Below are 18,672 nucleotides of genomic sequence, written 5' to 3' on the forward strand. Positions count from 1 at the left end.
GATGGAGATGTTTTCAGAAGTACGCAACATTTATTGTATTGGGCGGAATTATCGTTTGCATGCATTAGAGCTGGGCAATGAGGTGCCTGAATCGCCAATGGTATTTACAAAGCCGACTCATGCGCTTGTGCCGATGGATGGCAGCGTAGTGGAGCTGCCGGGCGATCAAGGCGAGGTGCATTTCGAGCTGGAGCTGGTGCTGCGAGTGGGCCGGGCGCTTGAGCCGGGCATGGAACCTGATGCATGCATCGACGGTTTAGCGCTGGGGCTTGATATGACGCTTCGCGATGTGCAAAGCAAGATCAAGGCCAAAGGCCAGCCATGGCTTCCGGCCAAAGGCTTCAAAGGCTCCGCTCCCCTTGGCGCATGGCTGCCGTATCCTGGTGCGGAAGCGCTGAAGGCGCATGATTTTGCGCTGCTTCGCAATAATGAAGAAGCACAGCATGGCAATTCTTCCGATATGCTGTTTGATATTGGCACGCTGCTCCGGCATATTAATGACAACTACGGACTTGGGCCCGGTGATCTTATTTTTACCGGAACGCCAGCAGGTGTTGCGGCCTTGCAGGATGGCGACAAACTCTCGGCATTGTGGCAAGGCAAAGAAGTGGCTAGCTGTTCAATTAAGCTCAAATAATCGGTCGGATTCAAGCAACTAAAAAACCTTCAAACCCGCGCAGGTCGCAGAGTTTGAAGGTTTTTTTGCGTCGCAGCCTGCCCTTGGGGGAGAGGCTGTGACAGCTAATTATGTGGTTCGCCTATACGTTTAGGCGGCCTGATTTTTTTTGAATTAAGCGTTAAAAGCTTTCAGCATCCATACATGTTTCTCAAGCGCGGTGTGAATCGCAAGCAGCATATCGGCTGTCGTCTCATCATTCGCTTCTTGCGCAATCGACATGCCGGCTTTGAGCTCCTCGATAATCGTCGAGAAGTCCGTTATAAGAGACTCAACCATAGCAGTAGCGGTTTCTTTGCCTGTAGCATCTTTGATGGAAGCCGTCTCCATATATTCTTTCATTGTTGCGACAGGCTTGCCTTCCAGTGCAAGCAGGCGCTCAGCCAGCTCATCCACATTCAAAGCGGCCTCTTCATAAAATTCTTGGAACTTCACGTGCAGGGTGAAAAATTGCGAGCCCTTCACATACCAATGGAAGTTGTGCAATTTAATATAAAGGACACTCCAGTTAGCGATTTGTTTATTTAAGACCTCATGTGTTTTTTTCATGATCGTTCATCCTTTCGTTTCCTGATTTTATGTTTCGTAAAGAGCAGCTTGTTTGGCGAGAACGCAACGGCTGGAATGGCTGTTGTTTAATTTATAATAATTACTTATTTATAATTATTACAAATAATAAGCGTTTTGTCAAGCTCGCCTCACTGCATTCATCCGATAACATACTATAAACGTCCGGGCATTATTTTAAACAAGCTGCTAAACAAACAGGGCTATTTTATGCGTTTCATTGTCTTTTTAACCAAAGGCGGTATCCGCCATAAGACAAGGCGAAAAAAGCGGCGTATACGCCCGCGAATAAGGCGAAGCTGGCCCAATCTTTAAACATATTTTGTCCCATATAAGCAAATAGCAGCATAAACGGGATTTTGCCAAGAGCCGATGCAACGGCATAAGGAAGCAGCCGTACAGAAGTAACCGCGGGATAAATATTGACGACCATATGCGGAATGATCGGAATTAATCGTGCTGTCAAAATCGTCAGAAACGGCCGTTTTTCCATCGTGGCCTGAAGCTTGTCCAGTTGGCTGAATTTATGGAGGAAAGCTTGTCCCTGCTCACGGAAGAGATAGCGAGCCAGCAAAAATATGATGATGGCAGCAAGTGAAGCAGCAAGCCAGCTAATCAATGCCCCGAGCAGCGGACCGTACATAAAACCGAGTAGGGCAATCATAATTTTGAACGGAACGACGGGCACGAGTACGAGAAACAGAGCGACGAGAAAGACGATAAATACAGAGGGCGTGTCATTTTGCAGCCAATCGAGCAGATTGTTTTTGTATATAAAAACGGTGGCGAGCAGTAAAGCATAAATAATGGCGGAAACCCATTTCAGCATAACTATCTCCTTTAGCATGTCCTTAGCGGTACTTCTTTAATCTTAGCCTTTGCATAGTAACGGGTGCAACAAAGGATAGTGTGAAATGCCAGTACCACATAAACTTGGTACTAGCTGGATGCTGGCCTTTCGCTAAAATAGGAAAAAAAGCCTATGGGGCATAGAAGGGGGAGCATTCGTTGAAAGTGAGAGATTGGAGTACGATTATTTTAGCTGCGATACTTATTAGCTTTCCGATTATTTTTTTTACTTGGCTCACTTCTGGAGTCGTCATTTTTTTAACAGGCTCTAAGATATATGGAGTATTAGTCATCACGGCTTCTGCGCTTATAAGTATCTTTTATTTTCTAGCTTATATTGATGTGCTAAAAGAAAAGGTTTTCTGGTCATTGTGCGGTTCAGCTATTCTAATCATTGCAATTTCATTTGTCATCGGCTGGCGTTATGAACAATACGTAGAGAAGCTGAAAATCGTCGATGATCAGGCGATAAATATGAGAGATTATGAACCTTTCCGAGAGGGAACGAAGGCGGTATCGCTGCCAGAGCCGGCAACGCTCAAAATCCGCAGCAAGCTGCCGCATCTGGATGGCTCAACCGCCCTATATCCGATGTATGCGGCATTCGTTCAGGCGGTATATAAGCAAAAGGAGTATTCCTACTATGAGCAAGACAGCGAGGTTCAGGTGAACGGCACGGAGGATGCGTATAATCGTCTAATTGAAGGTGATGTCGATCTTATTTTTGCACCTGCACCGTCTAAGGATCAGGAAGCGCAGGCGAAAGCGGCGGGTGTGGAGCTTAAGCTGACGCCTATTGGCTATGAGGCATTTATCTTTTTCGTAAACAGCCGCAATGAGGTGCAGGACTTGACGCTGGAGCAGATTCAAGGCATTTACGCCGGAGAACTGACAAACTGGAAGCAGGTCGGGAGAGCGAATGAGAAAATTCGACCGTTCCAGCGCTCAGAGAACAGCGGCAGCCAGACGATGCTGCAAAAAATCATGAAGGATAAGCAGCTGATGGAGCCTGCGAAAGAGGATATAAATTCCGGAATGGGTGATATCATTAAACAAACCGCAAACTACCGCAATTATAAAAATGCGATCGGCTTTTCGTTCCTTTTCTACGCCACCGAAATGGTGCAGGAGCAGCAAATCCATTTGTTGAAAATAAACGGCGTGGAAGCGAACCGCGAGAATATTAGAAACGGTACATATCCGCTTACGGCGCCATTTTATGCGATTACCGCAGGCACTGACAACCCTAAAGTACAGCCGCTTGTTGACTGGATTTTATCGCCGCAGGGGCAATATTTGATTGAGAAAACGGGGTATACGCCGCTGAAGCCGTAATATGTATTTTGTAACGAACGGTCATTGCAAGGGCGTGTATGCGATCAAGAGCGAGCCAGATCCTGATCGGAATTAGCATCAAGCGTATTCCCGCATCAACCAGGAATGAAACCCCTTATGGATGTGATCCGGATTTGATCCTACGTGCGAAAAGGCAGCTTCATATTTTCGTTGTAGTGGCTTCCGCCCTGCGGAAGATAGACTTTGGTGGACACAGCAGCCGCTATTTCAACAGAATCACGGGTTTAGGATATTACGTGGACACAGGAGCCGCTAATGCGCTGTCCATCCCCATTTTGACGGGATTTTTAGGGCGATAACGGATCTCCTGTCCGCTTAAACCCTGAAATCGAATAAAAAGCCATAATAGCGGAATCTCTGTCCTTCAAAAATAAAGTGTGCACCCAAGCTCGGCTATCAGTACTTAAATCAAAATGAAACCTGCTTAATTTTTTTGGAATTAACCATCTTGGAAAAACAAGTTTCACTACGTATGCTCAAATAAGCTGGCTTCTGTTGCAACCTTAAATATGCTCAAATAAGCTGGTTTCTGTCGAAAGCTTAAGGTAGTGCCACCTTCTAACCATCATGCTTTTTTATCCTTCATTCCGCCCTTCTTAACGGGAACATGCATCGAGGACTCACGGACGATCAACCGATGCGGAATAATGGTGCTGGACTGGTGAATCGGCTCGTCTTGAATGAGGCGGACAAGCTTCTGCGAGGCGGTGTAGCCAAGCTGATAAGTGCCGATATCGGTGGAGCTGATCGGAGGCGTGGCAAGCTCTGAGAGCGCAATATTGTTAAAGCTTACGATGCAGATATCGTCTGGAACGGAATAGCCCAGTTCGGTAAGTCCACGCAGTACGCCGAAGGCGACTACATCATCAATGACGATGAGCGCGGTAGGGCGATCAGGCATTTCCATCAGAAAAGACATCGCTCGAAAACCGCTTTCCTGCAAAAACTCCCCCTCAACGACCCATTCCGAGTTCAGCTTCAGCCCAGCGTTAGCTAAAGCTTGGCGATACCCCTCCATTCGGTCGTAAGAAACGGTCAAATTCCGCGGTCCACTGACAAAGCCGATTCGCTCATGGCCCTGCAAAATCAAGTGCTGGGCCGCATCATAAGCCGCCTGCACATTATTGTTGTTAACCGTTAAAATATGCGGATTCGAATCGTCTGTACGCCCAATTAGCACGCTCGGAAATCGCTGCTCATTCAAATATTGAATAAGCGGATCTTTCACGCGGGCGGATAAAAGAATGACGCCATCAACCCGGCGCCCTAGGACGAGCCGGGATACCGTTTCAATTTCATCATGCTCGCCTGTGGCGGTGGTAAGCAGCATATCATAGCCGGCTCTGGTAGAATGGGTCAGTATGCCCCGCAGCAGCTCCCCGAAGAAAAAGTCCTGGAACAGCTCCTCCGCAGGCCTTGGCAGCATAATAGCCAGTGTATTCGTTGTTTTGGAGACGAGGCTTTTAGCCATTGCATTCGGATGATAGCCCATTTCCGCCATAATGCGTTTTACTTTATCTGCGGTTTCTTTACTGATGCGAGGGTGCTTGGAGACGACTCTTGAAACGGTCGAAGGAGACACTCCTGCCGCTTTTGCAATATCTTTTATCGTTACCATCGTTTAATCGGGCTCCTGTCACTTGAACTATGCAATCGTTTGAACACTACAGTTACATGTTAATGCAAGCGCTATCGAAAAGTAAATACGCCTGCATCACAAAAGTGGAAAAATGATGAAATTATAAGCAAATGGAAGGAAAATGCAGTGAATAAGCGAAACAAATGGATAATTCCAGCAATTTGAGCTGTGCAAACGTTTTAACAAACCTTTGTCCGTATTGTATGATGAATTCATTAATCAAGCGCTTACATCGCAATTATCGAATAGACTCAAGCTATTTTATTGATTTCAAGCTGCTTGAATACTTTTCGCACGATCATTTGTACAAACGTTTGCACAAAACAGAAGGAAACGTTTGAAGCATCGGTATCGGTAGGCGTGCAACAGAGGCAACACATTATGGAGGGGGATTTTTAATGATGAAAAAGTGGTTGGGAGTATTAATCGTCTGTGTGCTCGTATTTACTTTGGCGGCATGCGGCAATGCGGGAAAAGGCAGCAATAATGCGATTACGCCAGAAGCTTCTTCGCCGCCTGCAGAGTCTGGTGGAAATAATGCGGTGACTGAGGAGGAAGGCGAGCTGCTGCCGGAGGATGGAGCAAGTCTCATCATCTGGGAAGGCAAATCTCAGCGCAATTTTGTAGAAGAGTTGGCGCAAGAATTTACGGAGCAATACGGCGTTCCAGTCAAGCTGGAGGAGGTCGAAAATCCCGATCAGGTGACGAAGCTGACGACGGATGGGCCGGCAGGGCTGGGAGCGGACATCGTTGTATTCCCGCATGATCAGATTGGGCGCGCCGCTTCTGCGGGTCTCGTGCTGCCGAATGATTGGTTCGGAGAAGAAACGGCAAGCGAGAATGACCCTAATGCCGTAAGCGCGGTAACTTTTGAGGACATCCTATATGGCTATCCCCGTTCCGTTGAAACGTATGCGCTGCTTTACAACAAAAAGCTCGTTTCAACCCCTCCAAAAACGTTCGACGAGGTCATCGCTTTCAGCAAAACGTTTAATGATCCGAAAAAAAATAAATATACGATTATGTGGGAGCTTCAGCAATTTTATTATGATTATGCTTTCCTTGCTACTACGGGGGGATATATGTTCGGAAGCAATAATACAGATAAAGAGGACATTGGCCTAAACAATGAGGCGGCTGTCGAGGGCGCCAAGTTCCTTGCTTCGTTGAAAGAAAGCCTGCTGCCGCTCAATACAGGAGATATTACATTTGATATTAAAAAGGGACTGTTCATCGAAGGCTCCTTGGCGATGGATATTAATGGACCATGGTCACTCGCGGATTACAAGGCGGCCGGAATGGATCTTGGCGTAGCGCCGCTGCCATCGATTGACGGGAAGCCGATGAGCTCTTTCTCTGGCGTTCAAGGCTATTATGTAAACGCGTTTACGAAATATCCGAATGCGTCGAAGCTGTTTGCACGATTCCTGTCTACGAAAGAGTCGCAGCTTCGCAACTTTGAAATGAACGGCACGATTCCGGCAAATTTAGAAGCTGTTCAGGATCCTAAAATTCAAAACGATGAAATTACGAAAGCCTTTTATGAGCAATTTTCGCATTCTACACCAATGCCAGCTATCCCGCAAATGGCAAGTGTTTGGGGGCCGATTACAGCAGGCATCGCTGATATTTGGGACGGGGGAAAAGATGTGAAAGCGACTCTCGACAACTCGGTAGCGCAAATTAAAGATGCTATTGCCAATCAATAGAACGATAGCGACAGCTTGTTTTCACCCGCCGGAGGAGCAGCGGCGGGTGATTTTCAGTCGGAGGGAGGCCGGAGCGCAATGAAGCAGCATCGCACAATTGCTGTACTATTATCGATCGTGCTGCAAGGTTTAGGACAAATTTATAACCGGCAGTGGTTAAAGGGCATTCTTTTTATGCTGATAGAAGTGGCGGGCTGCATCTATATTGCTCCACGACTCGGTGGGGCGATCTGGGGCCTTGTTACATTAGGAGAGAAGACGCAGAAATTCGTAAAGGTTGGCAAAGTGGCGCAAATGGTCAAGGGCGACCACTCGATTTTTTTAATATTGGACGGGTTGATTATTTTATTTCTCGTATTTGTGCTGCTGGGCGTGTACGTGTGGAATATCGCGGATGCTTATCGGAGCGGCAAGCTGCGGGATGAGAAGAAGGCCATAAACACGTTCAGGCAATCGTATGAGCATGCCACGACCTTTTATTTTCCTTATTTTATGCTGGCGCTTCCGGCGCTGGGCGTGCTTTTTTTCACGATTATGCCTATCGTATTTACGGTCATGCTCGCTTTTACAAACTATTCTGCTCCTGATCATATTCCGCCGGCGAAGCTTGTCGATTGGGTAGGGTTCAAGACGTTCGTCGATCTTGTGAAAATGAAGTCATGGAGCCATACGTTTGTTGGCGTGCTGTTCTGGACGATTATTTGGGCCGTGCTGGCGACGGTTACGACTTATTTTGGCGGAATTCTCGTTGCTCTGTTGATCGAGCAGAAAGGTATTCGCTTCAGGAAGCTGTGGCGCACGATTTTTATTATTCCGTATGCGATTCCGCAGCTCATTTCATTATTGGTGATGAAAAATTTGTTTAATGGCCAATTCGGGCCGATTAATCAATATTTAGGCTACTTTGGGCTTGGCGGACTGCCGTGGCTGACCGATCCTTTCTGGGCCAAGGTGACGGTCATTACCGTCAATATGTGGATTGGCATACCTGTCAGCATGGTGCTTATTCTGGGTATTTTGACATCAATTCCGCGTGATTTATACGAGGCTGCTGATGTGGATGGGGCGTCGACGCTGCAAAAATTCCGCATTATTACGATGCCGTTTATTTTGTTTTCAACGATGCCGATTTTGATCATGCAGTTTGCAGGCAATATTAATAACTTTAATGTGATTTTCCTCCTGACGGGAGGCAATCCAGCGAAGGGTGATTATCAGTTTGCCGGGGCGACCGATCTGCTGATTACTTGGCTGTATAAGCTGACGCTCGATAACAATAAATATAATGTGGCTTCCGCCGTTGGCATTATTATCTTTTTAATCGTAGCTATTTTCTCGATCTGGAATTTCCGACGCTCGAAATCGTTCAAAGAGGAGGATATGATCCAATGAGAAAATGGAAAAATAACGTCCGTCTAACCTTGAGCTATGCGCTGCTGCTGTTGATCTCGGCAGTCGCAATTTATCCGGCGCTATGGGTCGTGTTGTCTTCGCTGCGTCCGGGGGGCTCGCTGTACAGTGAGCATTTTTGGCCCAGACAATTTACGCTTGTCCATTATGCGGAGCTGTTTACGAGCAAGGCTTATCTATATGGCACATGGTATTTGAATACGCTGAAAATTGCCGTCGTCACGATGATTTTATCGACGATACTCGTTACGCTCAGCATGTACGCCTTATCGCGCTTCCGCTTTCGCGGACGCAAGACAGCATTGACAGTTATGCTGGTGCTCGGGATGTTTCCGAGCTTTATGAGTCTCATTGCGATCTACATTATATTGCTGCAATTAAATTTGCTTGATACGCATATGGCGCTTATTCTCGTCTATTCGGCTGGGGCCGCGCTAGGCGGATTTATTGTAAAGGGCTTCTTTGATACGATTCCCCGCAGCTTGGATGAAGCGGCCAGAATCGATGGAGCATCGCATTTGCAGGTATTTGCGAAAATCATGCTGCCGCTGTCAAAGCCAATGCTCACCTACGTGGCGCTGACCTCGTTTACTGGCGTATGGGGCGACTTTATTTTCGCAAGGCTGGTGCTGCGTACGAAGGAAAACTGGACAGTGGCAGTGGGAATGTGGGATTTGGTCAATTCGCTGCAAAATAGCAATTTCACGATGTTCGCTGCTGGCTCCGTGCTGATTGCGATACCGATTACGCTGCTCTTCATCTTTCTCCAGCGGTTTCTCGTGCAGGGACTCACATCTGGCGCTTCGAAGGGGTAAGGCGATGGGGATTAAAGCCGATGATGGAAAGTACGCCAGCGTTAAAGAGGCATGTCTAGCTGCTCTTATTCTGTTGCCGCTGCTGTTGCTCGTTGCCGCTTGCAGCTCCGACTCTGGCTTCAGCTCCAGCCCCAGTTCTAGTTCTAGTTCTAGTGACAGCGACAGCCCCAGCCCCACGCCCAGCTCAGAAGTAGGCAGCTATGAAGTGGATGAACAGCCCTCCACTGTGTATTATGAAATATTCGTGCGGTCGTTCTATGATACGAATGGCGACGGCATTGGCGATCTGAACGGTGTAACCGCAAAGCTGGATTATTTGAAGCAGCTTGGCATAGGGGGGATTTGGCTTATGCCCATTCAGCCCTCGCCAAGCTATCATGGCTATGATGTGACAGACTATTATGCGATAAATCCCGATTATGGGACGATGGAGGATTTGCACAAGCTTCTGGAAGAGGCACATGAGCGAAATATTAAGGTCATTATGGATTTGGTCGTAAATCATACAAGCACGGAGCATCCGTGGTTTAAGGAAGCAGTGGCAGATGCTGCAAGCCCTTATCGCAGCTGGTATCATTTTGCTGAACAGGATGAGCGGGTGCAGTTGGACGGGGCCGTTGGGAGCAATCCTTGGCACGCTGCCGGGAGCGGCCGTTATTTGGGTGTTTTTTGGGAAGGGATGCCGGATTTGAATTTTGATGAGCCTGCCGTAAGGGACGAGATGATCCAGATTGGGCAGTTTTGGCTCGAGCAGGGCCTTGATGGCTTTCGGCTTGACGCAGCCAAACATATTTATGGCGATTTTGCTTCGACGGTTAACCGTGATGCTGTGAAAAATAACAACCAGCGCTGGTGGCAGCAATTTCGCAGCGGACTTGCGAAGGTGAACCCAGGCGTCTTTCTCATTGGCGAGGTATGGGATTCAGTGACGATTGTTGCGCCCTATTTGGATCGGGCATTTGATTCGGCTTTTAACTTTGACTTGGCGGGGAGCTTGCTGCGCGCAGCGAGTTATGAGAGTGACCCGGATGCTGCTTTTTCCCTGAATCGGGCCTATAAGCTGTATGGAGATGCCTCTGGAGGGGCGTTTGCTGATGCTCCTTTTCTGAGCAACCATGATCAAAATCGTGTGATGTCACTGTTGAACGGAAATGCAGCGCATGCCAAAACGGCGGCCGCTTTACTGCTGACACTGCCCGGCAATCCCTTCATTTATTATGGGGAAGAAATCGGCATGAAGGGCATGAAGCCAGATGAGCATATTCGCGAGCCGATGCTTTGGTACTCCGCATTAAGTGGCGGTGAAGGGCAAACGACATGGGAACGTTCCAGCTCAAATGCCAACCCGAATGCAATATCTGTGGAAGCGCAGCTCAACGACGAACAATCGCTGCTGGCGCATTATCAAATGCTGATTGGCTGGCGCAATGAGCTGCCGGCTCTGCGGGACGGCGGCATAGAGGAATATCGTCTTGATCCGCCATTGAGGCAGGTTAGCTCGTATATAAGGGCAACTGCTAAGGAACGGGTGCTCGTGCTTATTAACTTGTCCAATGAGCAGCAGATTGCCGAGCTGCATGAGCAGGAGCCGTTCGGCTTATTCGATAAGGTGATGCGCGCGAGCCATAAAGAGGTGGAGATTCAAGAAGGGCTCATAAGCTTGCCGCCATACAGTGTGATTATTGTAAAATGAGGCGACTGGAGTGGGGCTGAGTTTAAGGCAGCCTTGCTTGAAACGTAACCGCGCTTGAAGCGAAACTGTGAAAAAGGAGAAAGACAGGCGAGTTTGCTGCCTGTCTTTCTCCTTTTTAAGGTTAAAAATAAAGCTTACGCCTGCTGCTATTCGCCTGCTGCTATTACAGCTTTTGTTGCAGCAGCACCTCATAGCCATAAGCTGGCAGCTGCAGTGTGATACTGCTGGACTCTGCATATCGGGTTTGTTCGGTATGACGAAGCAGAGACACCCACTCATAACGCCCGCTTAGCGCTTGGGCGGCTTCTGTTGCTGTTGCTGTTGCTGCTTCTGCTGAGGCTCCTGCTGCAGGTAAATCGCCAATTATGCTCGTTATTCCGTTCACTGATGTGCTTTCTAACGTGCTGCTGGCCTTACTGCTCCTCGTGCTTTCCACTCTCAGATCTACGCTGCTTTCGTCTGCACTTGCGGCGACCTCCCGCGAAGCTTCCTCGACCGCATTATCGTCTAAGCGAATGATAACCTCAGCCGGTTCGGCTCCGGCATTCATCGCGATAACGATTCGCTCGTCGCCTGAACGGCGCTCATAAACGATGATGCGCCCTGTTTCATCGGCTTGGATGAAGCGAATGTCCGCACCGCGAAGAGCGGCATGGCTGCGCCGCAGAGCGATCGCTTGCTTAAAGAAATCAAGCAGCGCAGCGTTCTGTCCCTCTGATTCCCACACCATGCATTTGCGGCATTCGGGATCGCCGCCGCCATTTAAGCCGATTTCATCGCCATAATAAATGCACGGGACGCCGGGATAGGTCAGCTTGAACAGGGTGGCCAGCTTCATCGCGCCAAGCTCATCTCCGCAAACTGTCAATAGTCGTGGCGTATCGTGGCTGCCTAGCAAATTGAAAGCCGTCTCGGTTACCTGCTGCGGATAAGCGGCGAGCTGAGCGCCAAGCGCATTAGCGAAGGTGGAAGCATCCATTGTCTGATAAGCGAAAAAGTCGAGTACAGCATTCGTGAACGGGTAATTCATGACGGCGTCGAATTGATCGCCCTGCAGCCACATAATCGAATCATGCCAAATTTCACCGAGGATGTAGGCTTCGGGATTCGCTTTTTTCACAACGGCTCGGAACTCGCGCCAAAACTGATGATCCACTTCATTGGCGACATCGAGCCGCCAGCCGTCGATTCCGATTTCTTCAATCCAGTAGCGGGCGGCCTTAAACAAGTATTCCTTAACATCGGGATGCTCGGTATTGAGCTTTGGCATCAGCGGCTCGAAGGCGAACGTCTCGTAGGTCGGTATGCGGTCAACTACACGCAAAGGCCATTCCCGCACATGAAACCAATCGGCGTAAGGTGATTCCGCACCGCGCTCAAGCGCATCCACGAACGGTGGAAATGTTCTTCCGGAATGATTGAAGACCGCATCAAGCAGCACGCGTATGCCCCGCTGATGGCAGGCGTCCACCAGCTCCTTGAGCTTCTCATTCGTACCGAAATGCGCATCTACCTTCATATAATCCGCGGTATCGTATTTATGGTTAGTCGTAGCTTCAAATAAAGGATTGAAATAAATAGCGTTTATGCCAAGCTCGCCGAGGTAGTCCAGATGGTCAATGACCCCCTGAAGATCGCCTCCAAAAAAATTGCGTGGCGTCGGATCGCCGCCCCAAGCCTCGGTCGCTTTAGGATTCAAAGTCGCATCGCCGTTTGCGAACCGCTCGGGAAAAATTTGATAAAATACAGCATCCTTCACCCATGCAGGAGGGGCAAATACATCAATAGGGTTCATATACGGATAGTCAAAAAAGCTGTTCGAGTTTTCCGGCATCTCTCCATGAAAGCCTGTTTCCGTCAAAATAAGCTGCTCCAAGCCGCTAGTCAGCTGGAAGGCGTATCGCAGCCTGCGAAAAGGCGGTATTACCGCAGCTTCCCAATAGTCGAACAAGGCGTCGGAGGATAGCAGCGACATCTCAATCAGTTCCTGGGTTTCCTTCCAGGCATATTTGTCGCCAACGATGGCGTGGACTTGGTCCATATCGCCTTTTTTGGTGCGCAGGCGGATATGCAGCGTTTTTCCGTCGTAGGCATACGCCCAGTTTTGCTTTGGTCGATGATAAATAGCTTCCAATAACATCATTCCACTCTCCTCAAGTTTAATGGCTTAAACGAGCAAGAAGAACGCAAAAAAGGTACAACCCGCACCTTTTCAGCGAGGTTGTACCTTCTCCATAATCGATCCGTATTCGATCGTAATGTGTTGGGTAGCATTGCCTTTATCTTCAGCTTTGATTATACATCTAAAAGGGAAATCATGCCATCATTTATTTAGGGAAAAAGAGCTTAAGCATGGACCGAAGCGGCATGAGCCTGGGCTTCCAGGAAACGCTCGGCGTCGAGCGCCGCCATACAGCCGCTGCCAGCAGCAGTAATCGCTTGGCGATACTGGCGATCCTGTACATCGCCACAGGCGAATACGCCAGGGATGTTCGTCTCGGAAGTTCCGGGCTTCACAATAATGTAGCCTTGCTCATCGGTGTCGATTTGACCGCCAAGGAAGCCTGTGTTCGGCGTATGCCCGATCGTAATGAACACGCCGTCTGCCTCAATCAGCTCTTCTTCGCCTGTTTCATTGTTGCGGACTTTCAGGCCCTGAAGCCCGGTATCTCCGGCTGCTACCTCGAGCGGGGTGCGATCGAGGCTCCAGGAGATTTTGTCATTGTCGCGAGCGCGGTCTTGCATGATTTTCGAAGCGCGCAGCTCGGAGCGGCGGTTAACGACCGTTACTTCCGACGCGAAGCGAGTCAGGAACACCGATTCCTCCATGGCGGAGTCGCCGCCGCCGACAACGAGAATCTTTTTGCCACGGAAAAAGAAACCATCGCAGGTTGCGCATGTGCTGACGCCGCGTCCAATGTTCTCCTGCTCGCCGGGAATGCCGAGATATTTCGCCGAAGCGCCGGTTGAAATAATGACCGATTCAGCTTGCAGCTCGCCGATTCCTTCAACATCAAGCGTATAAGGGCGTTTGCTGAAATCAACGCTTTTTACAGAGCCTGTGCGGAACGTAGCGCCGAAGCGCTGCGCTTGCTTGCGCATATTGGACATCAGCTCGCTGCCGAGAATGCCGTCAGGGAAGCCGGGAAAGTTTTCGATTTCGGTCGTTGTCGTCAGTTGGCCGCCTGGCTGCCAGCCTTCAATAACGAGCGGCTCCATGTTGGCGCGAGCCAAATAAATAGCAGCGGTTAGTCCCGCAGGTCCAGTACCGATAATAATTGTTTTATGCATAAATGATTGCCTCCATTCGATAGCTTCTGATCATAAATTCTAGTTTAAAATTATTACAATTAACGGGTACTGTCAAACATGTTCATCTTAAATTCATCTATATGTATTATGGTAAGGGAAAGTCGAACAACAGGGGTGATCCGCATGCCGAAAATATTAGTCGTAGATGACGATCCAAACATTCGTGAGCTAGTCAGCATTTTGCTGCGCCGTGAAGGTTTTCAAATTATAGAAGCACAGGATGGACAAGATGCGCTGGAGCGGTTGGAGACGGTGCTGCCGGATTTGGCTGTTATTGATGTCATGATGCCGCGCATGGACGGCTGGACCTTATGCGAAACGCTGCGCGCCTCGTATGATATGCCGCTGCTTCTGCTGACCGCTAAAGGCGAAACGGCGAATAAAGTAAAAGGCTTCGGCCTCGGAGCCGATGATTATATGGTTAAGCCATTTGAGCCGCTGGAGCTGGCTGTACGCATTAAGGCTTTGCTTAAGCGCTACCGCATCGCGGCTTCACAGACCGTGGAGCTGGGGCAGCTGATTCTCAATTTGAGTGAATTTCATGTCACGATGGCTGGCAAGCGGATAATGCTGCCGCCTAAAGAGTTTGAGCTGTTGTTCAAGCTGGCAAGCTACCCGGACAAAACGTTTTCAAGGGAACAGTTGATTGAGCAAATATGGGGCATGAACTATGAAGGGGATGAGCGGACGGTGGATGTGCATATCAAACGGCTGCGCGAGCGCTTTACCGAGGAAGAGGCGGGCATTCGGATCGTCACGATTCGCGGACTCGGCTATCGAATGGAGGAGCTTGAATGATTCGCAGCCTGTATGTTCGCGTGACCTGGACGTTTCTGGTCATAGTGGTCATCAGCATGGGCATCGCTTATTGGATGGCGGATCAAATTTTCACAAGGGATTTAAGCGGACAATTTCCGGCTCAGCTGGATCGCTCGATTGTGCGGATTGAGCAGCTGTATGCGGCTTCCTCGCCGAAATCCTTGAGCATATTCATCAAGCAGGTTGCCGATATGCAAAATTTAGCGATTGTAGCCGTTGGCCGTGGTGGCGAAATCATTGAGGCGGGCAAGACCAGTGCGGAAATCACACAGCTTCTAACCCCGGCAATTATCGAAAATGTTTTCGCTGGACAATTGCAAATGCTGTCCAGCGAGGAGGAGGGCGAAACCAGCCGGCCGTCGTCGCCTCCGGCTTTGGGGCGCAAAGCTGTGCTTGGCGAGAGTGATTGGGCGTTCTTCGTTCGGCCCGATCGCGTGCCGGAAATTCGCAGCTTTCAGCGCAACACCTACACCATATTGATCACCCTGCTGGTCGTCGGCTGTATTCTAATTCCGATTGCGGCCCGCTACTTGGTCAAGCCGCTGAAAATGATGACCGAAGCGACGAAGCGCATCGCCACCGGAGATTTTACTGTGCAGCTGCCTGTGCAGCGCCGGGATGAGCTCGGCAATTTGGCCGACAGCATCAATCGCATGACAGTAGGCTTGTCGCAGCTGGAGACGATGCGGCAGGATTTTGTATCCAACGTCTCCCACGAAATTCAATCGCCGCTGACTTCAATCGGCGGGTTCGCCGAGGTGCTGCGCAGCGAGCAGCTGACCGATGAGGAACGCGATCGCTACGTCGGCATTATTAAGCAGGAGAGCAGCCGCTTGTCCCGGCTGAGCGAGAATTTGCTTAAGCTGGCTTCGCTGGACTCGAAGCAGCATCCCTTTGAGCCGCGTGCGATCAGGCTGGACCGCCAGCTGCGCGACGTTGTGCTTTCATGCGAGCCGCAGTGGATGGCGAAGCGGCTCACGGTTGAGCTGCTGATGGAGGAGACGGTCATCGTCGCGGATGAAGATCAGCTGAGCCAGGTTTGGAACAATCTGCTGGCGAACAGCATGAAGTTTACGCCGGATAATGGGCACATCCGCATTACGCTGTCCGAGGAAAACGGCTGCGCAATTGTGCGTATTGCCGATAGCGGCAGCGGCATTTCCCCCGCTGATCAGGAGCGGGTATTCGAACGCTTCTATAAAGCGGATGCGGCGCGGGACCGGATGAAAGGCGGCAGCGGACTGGGGCTGTCGATTGTGAAGAAAATCGTCGATATTCACGAAGGTTTGATTGAAATCGAATCAAGCATCTTAGCTGGCGAGGGAAAAGGGACACCATCCGGCACAACGATTCGGGTCATGCTGCCGCTTCATTCAGCACTGCTGCAAGCGGCTCCGACCGCCAGCGGTGAGAATGACGTTGGCTAGCTGGAAACAGGAGCCAAGACAAGGTATGATGAGGAGAGCTCTACACGAACAATTAGCGAAAGATGGAGGCGGCGACGTATGGGAAAAAAGGTACGCAAAGCGATTATCCCGGCAGGCGGACTTGGCACAAGGTTTTTGCCAGCAACGAAGGCGCAGCCTAAAGAAATGCTGCCGATAATAGATAAGCCAGCGATTCAATATATTGTAGAAGAAGCGGTGCAGTCGGGCATCGACAGCATCGTCATTGTGAGCGGCCGCCATAAACGGGCGATCGAGGATCATTTTGACAAGTCGGTTGAGCTTGAAGGAGAACTGGAGGAACGCGGCAACGAGGAAATGCTCAAAGTTGTGAAAGAAATTTCGCAGCTGGCTGACATTTATTATGTTCGCCAGAAGGAGCCGCTTGGTCTGGGACACGCGGTGCTGTGCGCGCAGCGTTTTATTGGCGACGAACCATTTGCGGTGCTGCTCGGAGATGACATTTTGACATCTGAGCCGCCGTGCCTGAAGCAAATGATCGATCGTTACGAGCAGTATTCTTCCTCCGTCGTGGCTCTTATGGAAGTGCCATGGAATCAGACGCACAAGTATGGCATTGCCGATATTCGGGACGAGGCGGGACATATCCGTGAGCTGATCGAGAAGCCGCTGCCTGGGCAGGCGCCGTCGAATTGGGCTGTTGTTGGGCGCTATGTGCTGGAGCCGGCTATTTTTGACCTCTTGTCTAAGGCCGAGCCAGGCAAAGGCGGGGAGATTCAATTAACGGACAGCCTGCAACGGCTGAACGAGCTGTCGCCGATTATTGGGCATCGCTTTACGGGCAAGCGCCATGATGTTGGAGATAAGCTGGGCTTTGTCCAGGCGACGATTGATTTTGCGCTGGAGCGCGAAGATTTGCGGGAAGACGTCCGCCGCTATGTGCTGGAGCGTCTGGCTGCCTATACGCATAGCTAGTCTGCATGAGGCGATGATGTATTTTTGTGTCAATTTAGTAAATTAATTTCCTGCTCATCTTTTTTTAAGGTTATTTTCATAAACCGCTTTTATAATAACACTACATTAAGTAGTTATAGCAAGGTGTGAGGCAGTCTTGGGAACAAGTGACATTCAGACAAAAGGGCTGGAGAGGTTTTTTGGCCCGCTGGAGGCAAGAATTATGACCATCTTGTGGTCGCAGCCTGATAGCTACATCAAGGATGTACAGCATAAGCTCGAACAGGACAAGCCATTAAATTTCAACACCGTCATGACCGTCATGAATCGGCTTGTAGACAAGGGGCTGCTCGTGAAATCATCAGGCAAGCCTTCGAAATATACGCCTGTGCATACGCAAGAGCAGTTTCTGAGCATTCAGTCCCGGGAGCTTCTTGAAGATCTTGGCCCGCTCGTCGTCAACTATATGTTCGATGCGATGGAAGAGGTTGATGAGGAACTGCTGGATAAGCTGGAGCAAAAAATCAAATCGCTTAAAGAGGGCAGACGCCATGAGCTGGAGTCTTAGGTCGAAATGGATGTTTGGCTTGTGCCTGATGCTGATTGGGTTCACGCTGCTGCAAATGGGCATGTATGCGACGCATACGCTGTTCGGCTGGGAGAAGGCAGCGTTTAATGTATTTGAAATTTGCGAGAGCCTCATTAAGAGGTACAGCCTGCTGCTCCTTAGCTACATCATGAAGCTTGCCGTCTTTGGGACGTTCGTGCATCTGATGTACGTTACGGTAAAGCATTGGCTCGGCGTACGGGCTGCAAACCGTAAAATGAGCGTTTTACAGCATGGCGGTTTATCGGATGAACTGAATGCGCGTTATTTTGCAGGCAGCAAAGCGATCATGGTCGTTTCGCATCCAGAACCGATTGCGCTGACGCTTGGCTTTCTTCGTCCCAAAATCATTTTATCTACTGGGCTTCTCGATCTGCTTGATAAGGAAGAGCTTGAGGCGGTCATCGAGCATGAACACTTTCATTACCGAAATCGTGATCCGCTGATGATTTTGATTTTGCAGGTAGGTGCAACGGTGCTGTGGTACATGCCGATTCTTCGCTTTGGAGTCGAGCAGTACAAAACGACCCGTGAGCTGTTAGCCGACCAATTCGCATTGCAGCGCCAGGTGAGCGAGCATAGTCTTGGCAGCGCGCTGCTCAAGCTTGTGAAATACAGCCGTGGGGAACGGAGCAGCCGGACCTTTGTCCATGCTTCTTTCGCCGACCATTCGATTAATTATCGATTAATGAGGCTGCTGAATCCCGAGTCGCAAGAGCTAAGCATGCGTTGTCCAGTGGTGGCATTGGTATTATCCATACTGACCTTCGGATCGATTTCCGTCATGTATCTTCCTATTATGCTGTAGAAGTTCAAGCTTGACGCCATACTAATCTTTCAAAATGCAAGCTTTATGCGAA

The 18,672-nt window shown here is 49.6% G+C and carries 16 protein-coding genes; 11 read left to right on the forward strand and 5 right to left on the reverse strand.

All coding sequences use genetic code 11. The features are described 5' to 3' along the window. The first annotated feature begins 7 nt into the window (after positions 1-7). Complete coding sequence (locus AC50Y5_RS28835; RefSeq protein WP_494864885.1) at positions 8-637, forward strand: fumarylacetoacetate hydrolase family protein; 630 nt, start codon at positions 8-10, stop codon at positions 635-637. Between the two features lie 153 nt (positions 638-790). Here the strand turns inward: AC50Y5_RS28835 and AC50Y5_RS28840 are convergent, their stop codons facing one another. Both AC50Y5_RS28840 and AC50Y5_RS28845 read right to left on the reverse strand, forming a co-directional pair. After that, on the reverse strand, positions 791-1,225 hold the full coding sequence (locus AC50Y5_RS28840) for a Dps family protein (protein ID WP_056030961.1): 435 nt from the start codon (positions 1,223-1,225) through the stop codon (positions 791-793). 235 nt (positions 1,226-1,460) lie between these two features. Next, positions 1,461-2,072, reverse strand: coding sequence for a TVP38/TMEM64 family protein (locus AC50Y5_RS28845; RefSeq protein WP_494864843.1), 612 nt, complete (start codon positions 2,070-2,072; stop codon positions 1,461-1,463). 185 nt (positions 2,073-2,257) lie between these two features. Between AC50Y5_RS28845 and AC50Y5_RS28850 the strand changes: the two genes are divergently transcribed. Continuing rightward, complete coding sequence (locus tag AC50Y5_RS28850; RefSeq protein ID WP_494864887.1) at positions 2,258-3,427, forward strand: PstS family phosphate ABC transporter substrate-binding protein; 1,170 nt, start codon at positions 2,258-2,260, stop codon at positions 3,425-3,427. A gap of 586 nt (positions 3,428-4,013) precedes the next feature. On the opposite strand, the gene AC50Y5_RS28855 is transcribed toward AC50Y5_RS28850, so the two are convergent. Further along, a complete protein-coding gene (locus AC50Y5_RS28855) occupies positions 4,014-5,066 on the reverse strand; it encodes a LacI family DNA-binding transcriptional regulator (protein WP_494864845.1) in 1,053 nt (350 codons plus the stop codon). 419 nt (positions 5,067-5,485) lie between these two features. Between AC50Y5_RS28855 and AC50Y5_RS28860 the strand changes: the two genes are divergently transcribed. The 4 genes from AC50Y5_RS28860 (at position 5,486) to AC50Y5_RS28875 (ending at position 10,714) form a co-directional block, all read left to right on the forward strand. Continuing rightward, entirely contained in the window at positions 5,486-6,796 is a 1,311-nt protein-coding gene (locus tag AC50Y5_RS28860) for a sugar ABC transporter substrate-binding protein (RefSeq protein ID WP_494864847.1), read from the forward strand. Between the two features lie 78 nt (positions 6,797-6,874). Further along, positions 6,875-8,188 carry a carbohydrate ABC transporter permease gene (locus AC50Y5_RS28865; protein ID WP_494864849.1) on the forward strand — a complete coding sequence of 438 codons (1,314 nt, stop codon included), beginning with the start codon at positions 6,875-6,877 and terminating at the stop codon, positions 8,186-8,188. After that, positions 8,185-9,021: a sugar ABC transporter permease gene (locus tag AC50Y5_RS28870; protein WP_494864851.1), complete on the forward strand. Its 837-nt coding sequence runs from the start codon at positions 8,185-8,187 to the stop codon at positions 9,019-9,021. The genes AC50Y5_RS28865 and AC50Y5_RS28870 overlap by 4 nt, the downstream gene beginning before the upstream one ends. A 4-nt stretch (positions 9,022-9,025) precedes the next feature. After that, positions 9,026-10,714, forward strand: coding sequence for an alpha-amylase family glycosyl hydrolase (locus tag AC50Y5_RS28875; RefSeq protein ID WP_494864853.1), 1,689 nt, complete (start codon positions 9,026-9,028; stop codon positions 10,712-10,714). A gap of 163 nt (positions 10,715-10,877) precedes the next feature. Here the strand turns inward: AC50Y5_RS28875 and AC50Y5_RS28880 are convergent, their stop codons facing one another. Next, complete coding sequence (locus tag AC50Y5_RS28880; RefSeq protein ID WP_494864889.1) at positions 10,878-12,854, reverse strand: glycoside hydrolase family 13 protein; 1,977 nt, start codon at positions 12,852-12,854, stop codon at positions 10,878-10,880. A gap of 206 nt (positions 12,855-13,060) precedes the next feature. After that, positions 13,061-14,005: a thioredoxin-disulfide reductase gene (gene trxB, locus AC50Y5_RS28885; RefSeq protein WP_056030942.1), complete on the reverse strand. Its 945-nt coding sequence runs from the start codon at positions 14,003-14,005 to the stop codon at positions 13,061-13,063. 144 nt (positions 14,006-14,149) lie between these two features. Between trxB and AC50Y5_RS28890 the strand changes: the two genes are divergently transcribed. The 5 genes from AC50Y5_RS28890 (at position 14,150) to AC50Y5_RS28910 (ending at position 18,620) form a co-directional block, all read left to right on the forward strand. Continuing rightward, positions 14,150-14,824: a response regulator transcription factor gene (locus AC50Y5_RS28890; RefSeq protein ID WP_056030939.1), complete on the forward strand. Its 675-nt coding sequence runs from the start codon at positions 14,150-14,152 to the stop codon at positions 14,822-14,824. After that, the gene (locus tag AC50Y5_RS28895) at positions 14,821-16,272 is read left to right on the forward strand and encodes a sensor histidine kinase (RefSeq protein ID WP_494864856.1); all 1,452 of its coding nucleotides are present in this window, start codon (positions 14,821-14,823) and stop codon (positions 16,270-16,272) included. Before AC50Y5_RS28890 ends, AC50Y5_RS28895 begins: the two co-directional genes overlap by 4 nt. Before the next feature lie 78 nt (positions 16,273-16,350). Then, positions 16,351-17,226, forward strand: a complete 876-nt coding sequence (galU, locus tag AC50Y5_RS28900) for a UTP--glucose-1-phosphate uridylyltransferase GalU (RefSeq protein ID WP_056030933.1) — start codon at positions 16,351-16,353, stop codon at positions 17,224-17,226. Between the two features lie 136 nt (positions 17,227-17,362). Next, the gene (locus tag AC50Y5_RS28905) at positions 17,363-17,773 is read left to right on the forward strand and encodes a BlaI/MecI/CopY family transcriptional regulator (RefSeq protein WP_056030930.1); all 411 of its coding nucleotides are present in this window, start codon (positions 17,363-17,365) and stop codon (positions 17,771-17,773) included. Beyond that, positions 17,757-18,620 (forward strand): M56 family metallopeptidase, encoded by an 864-nt coding sequence (locus tag AC50Y5_RS28910; RefSeq protein WP_494864858.1) that lies wholly within the window; start codon positions 17,757-17,759, stop codon positions 18,618-18,620. The genes AC50Y5_RS28905 and AC50Y5_RS28910 overlap by 17 nt, the downstream gene beginning before the upstream one ends. Positions 18,621-18,672: the final 52 nt, after the last annotated feature.

It is taken from the genome of Paenibacillus sp. JT22N7, assembly GCF_059383875.1.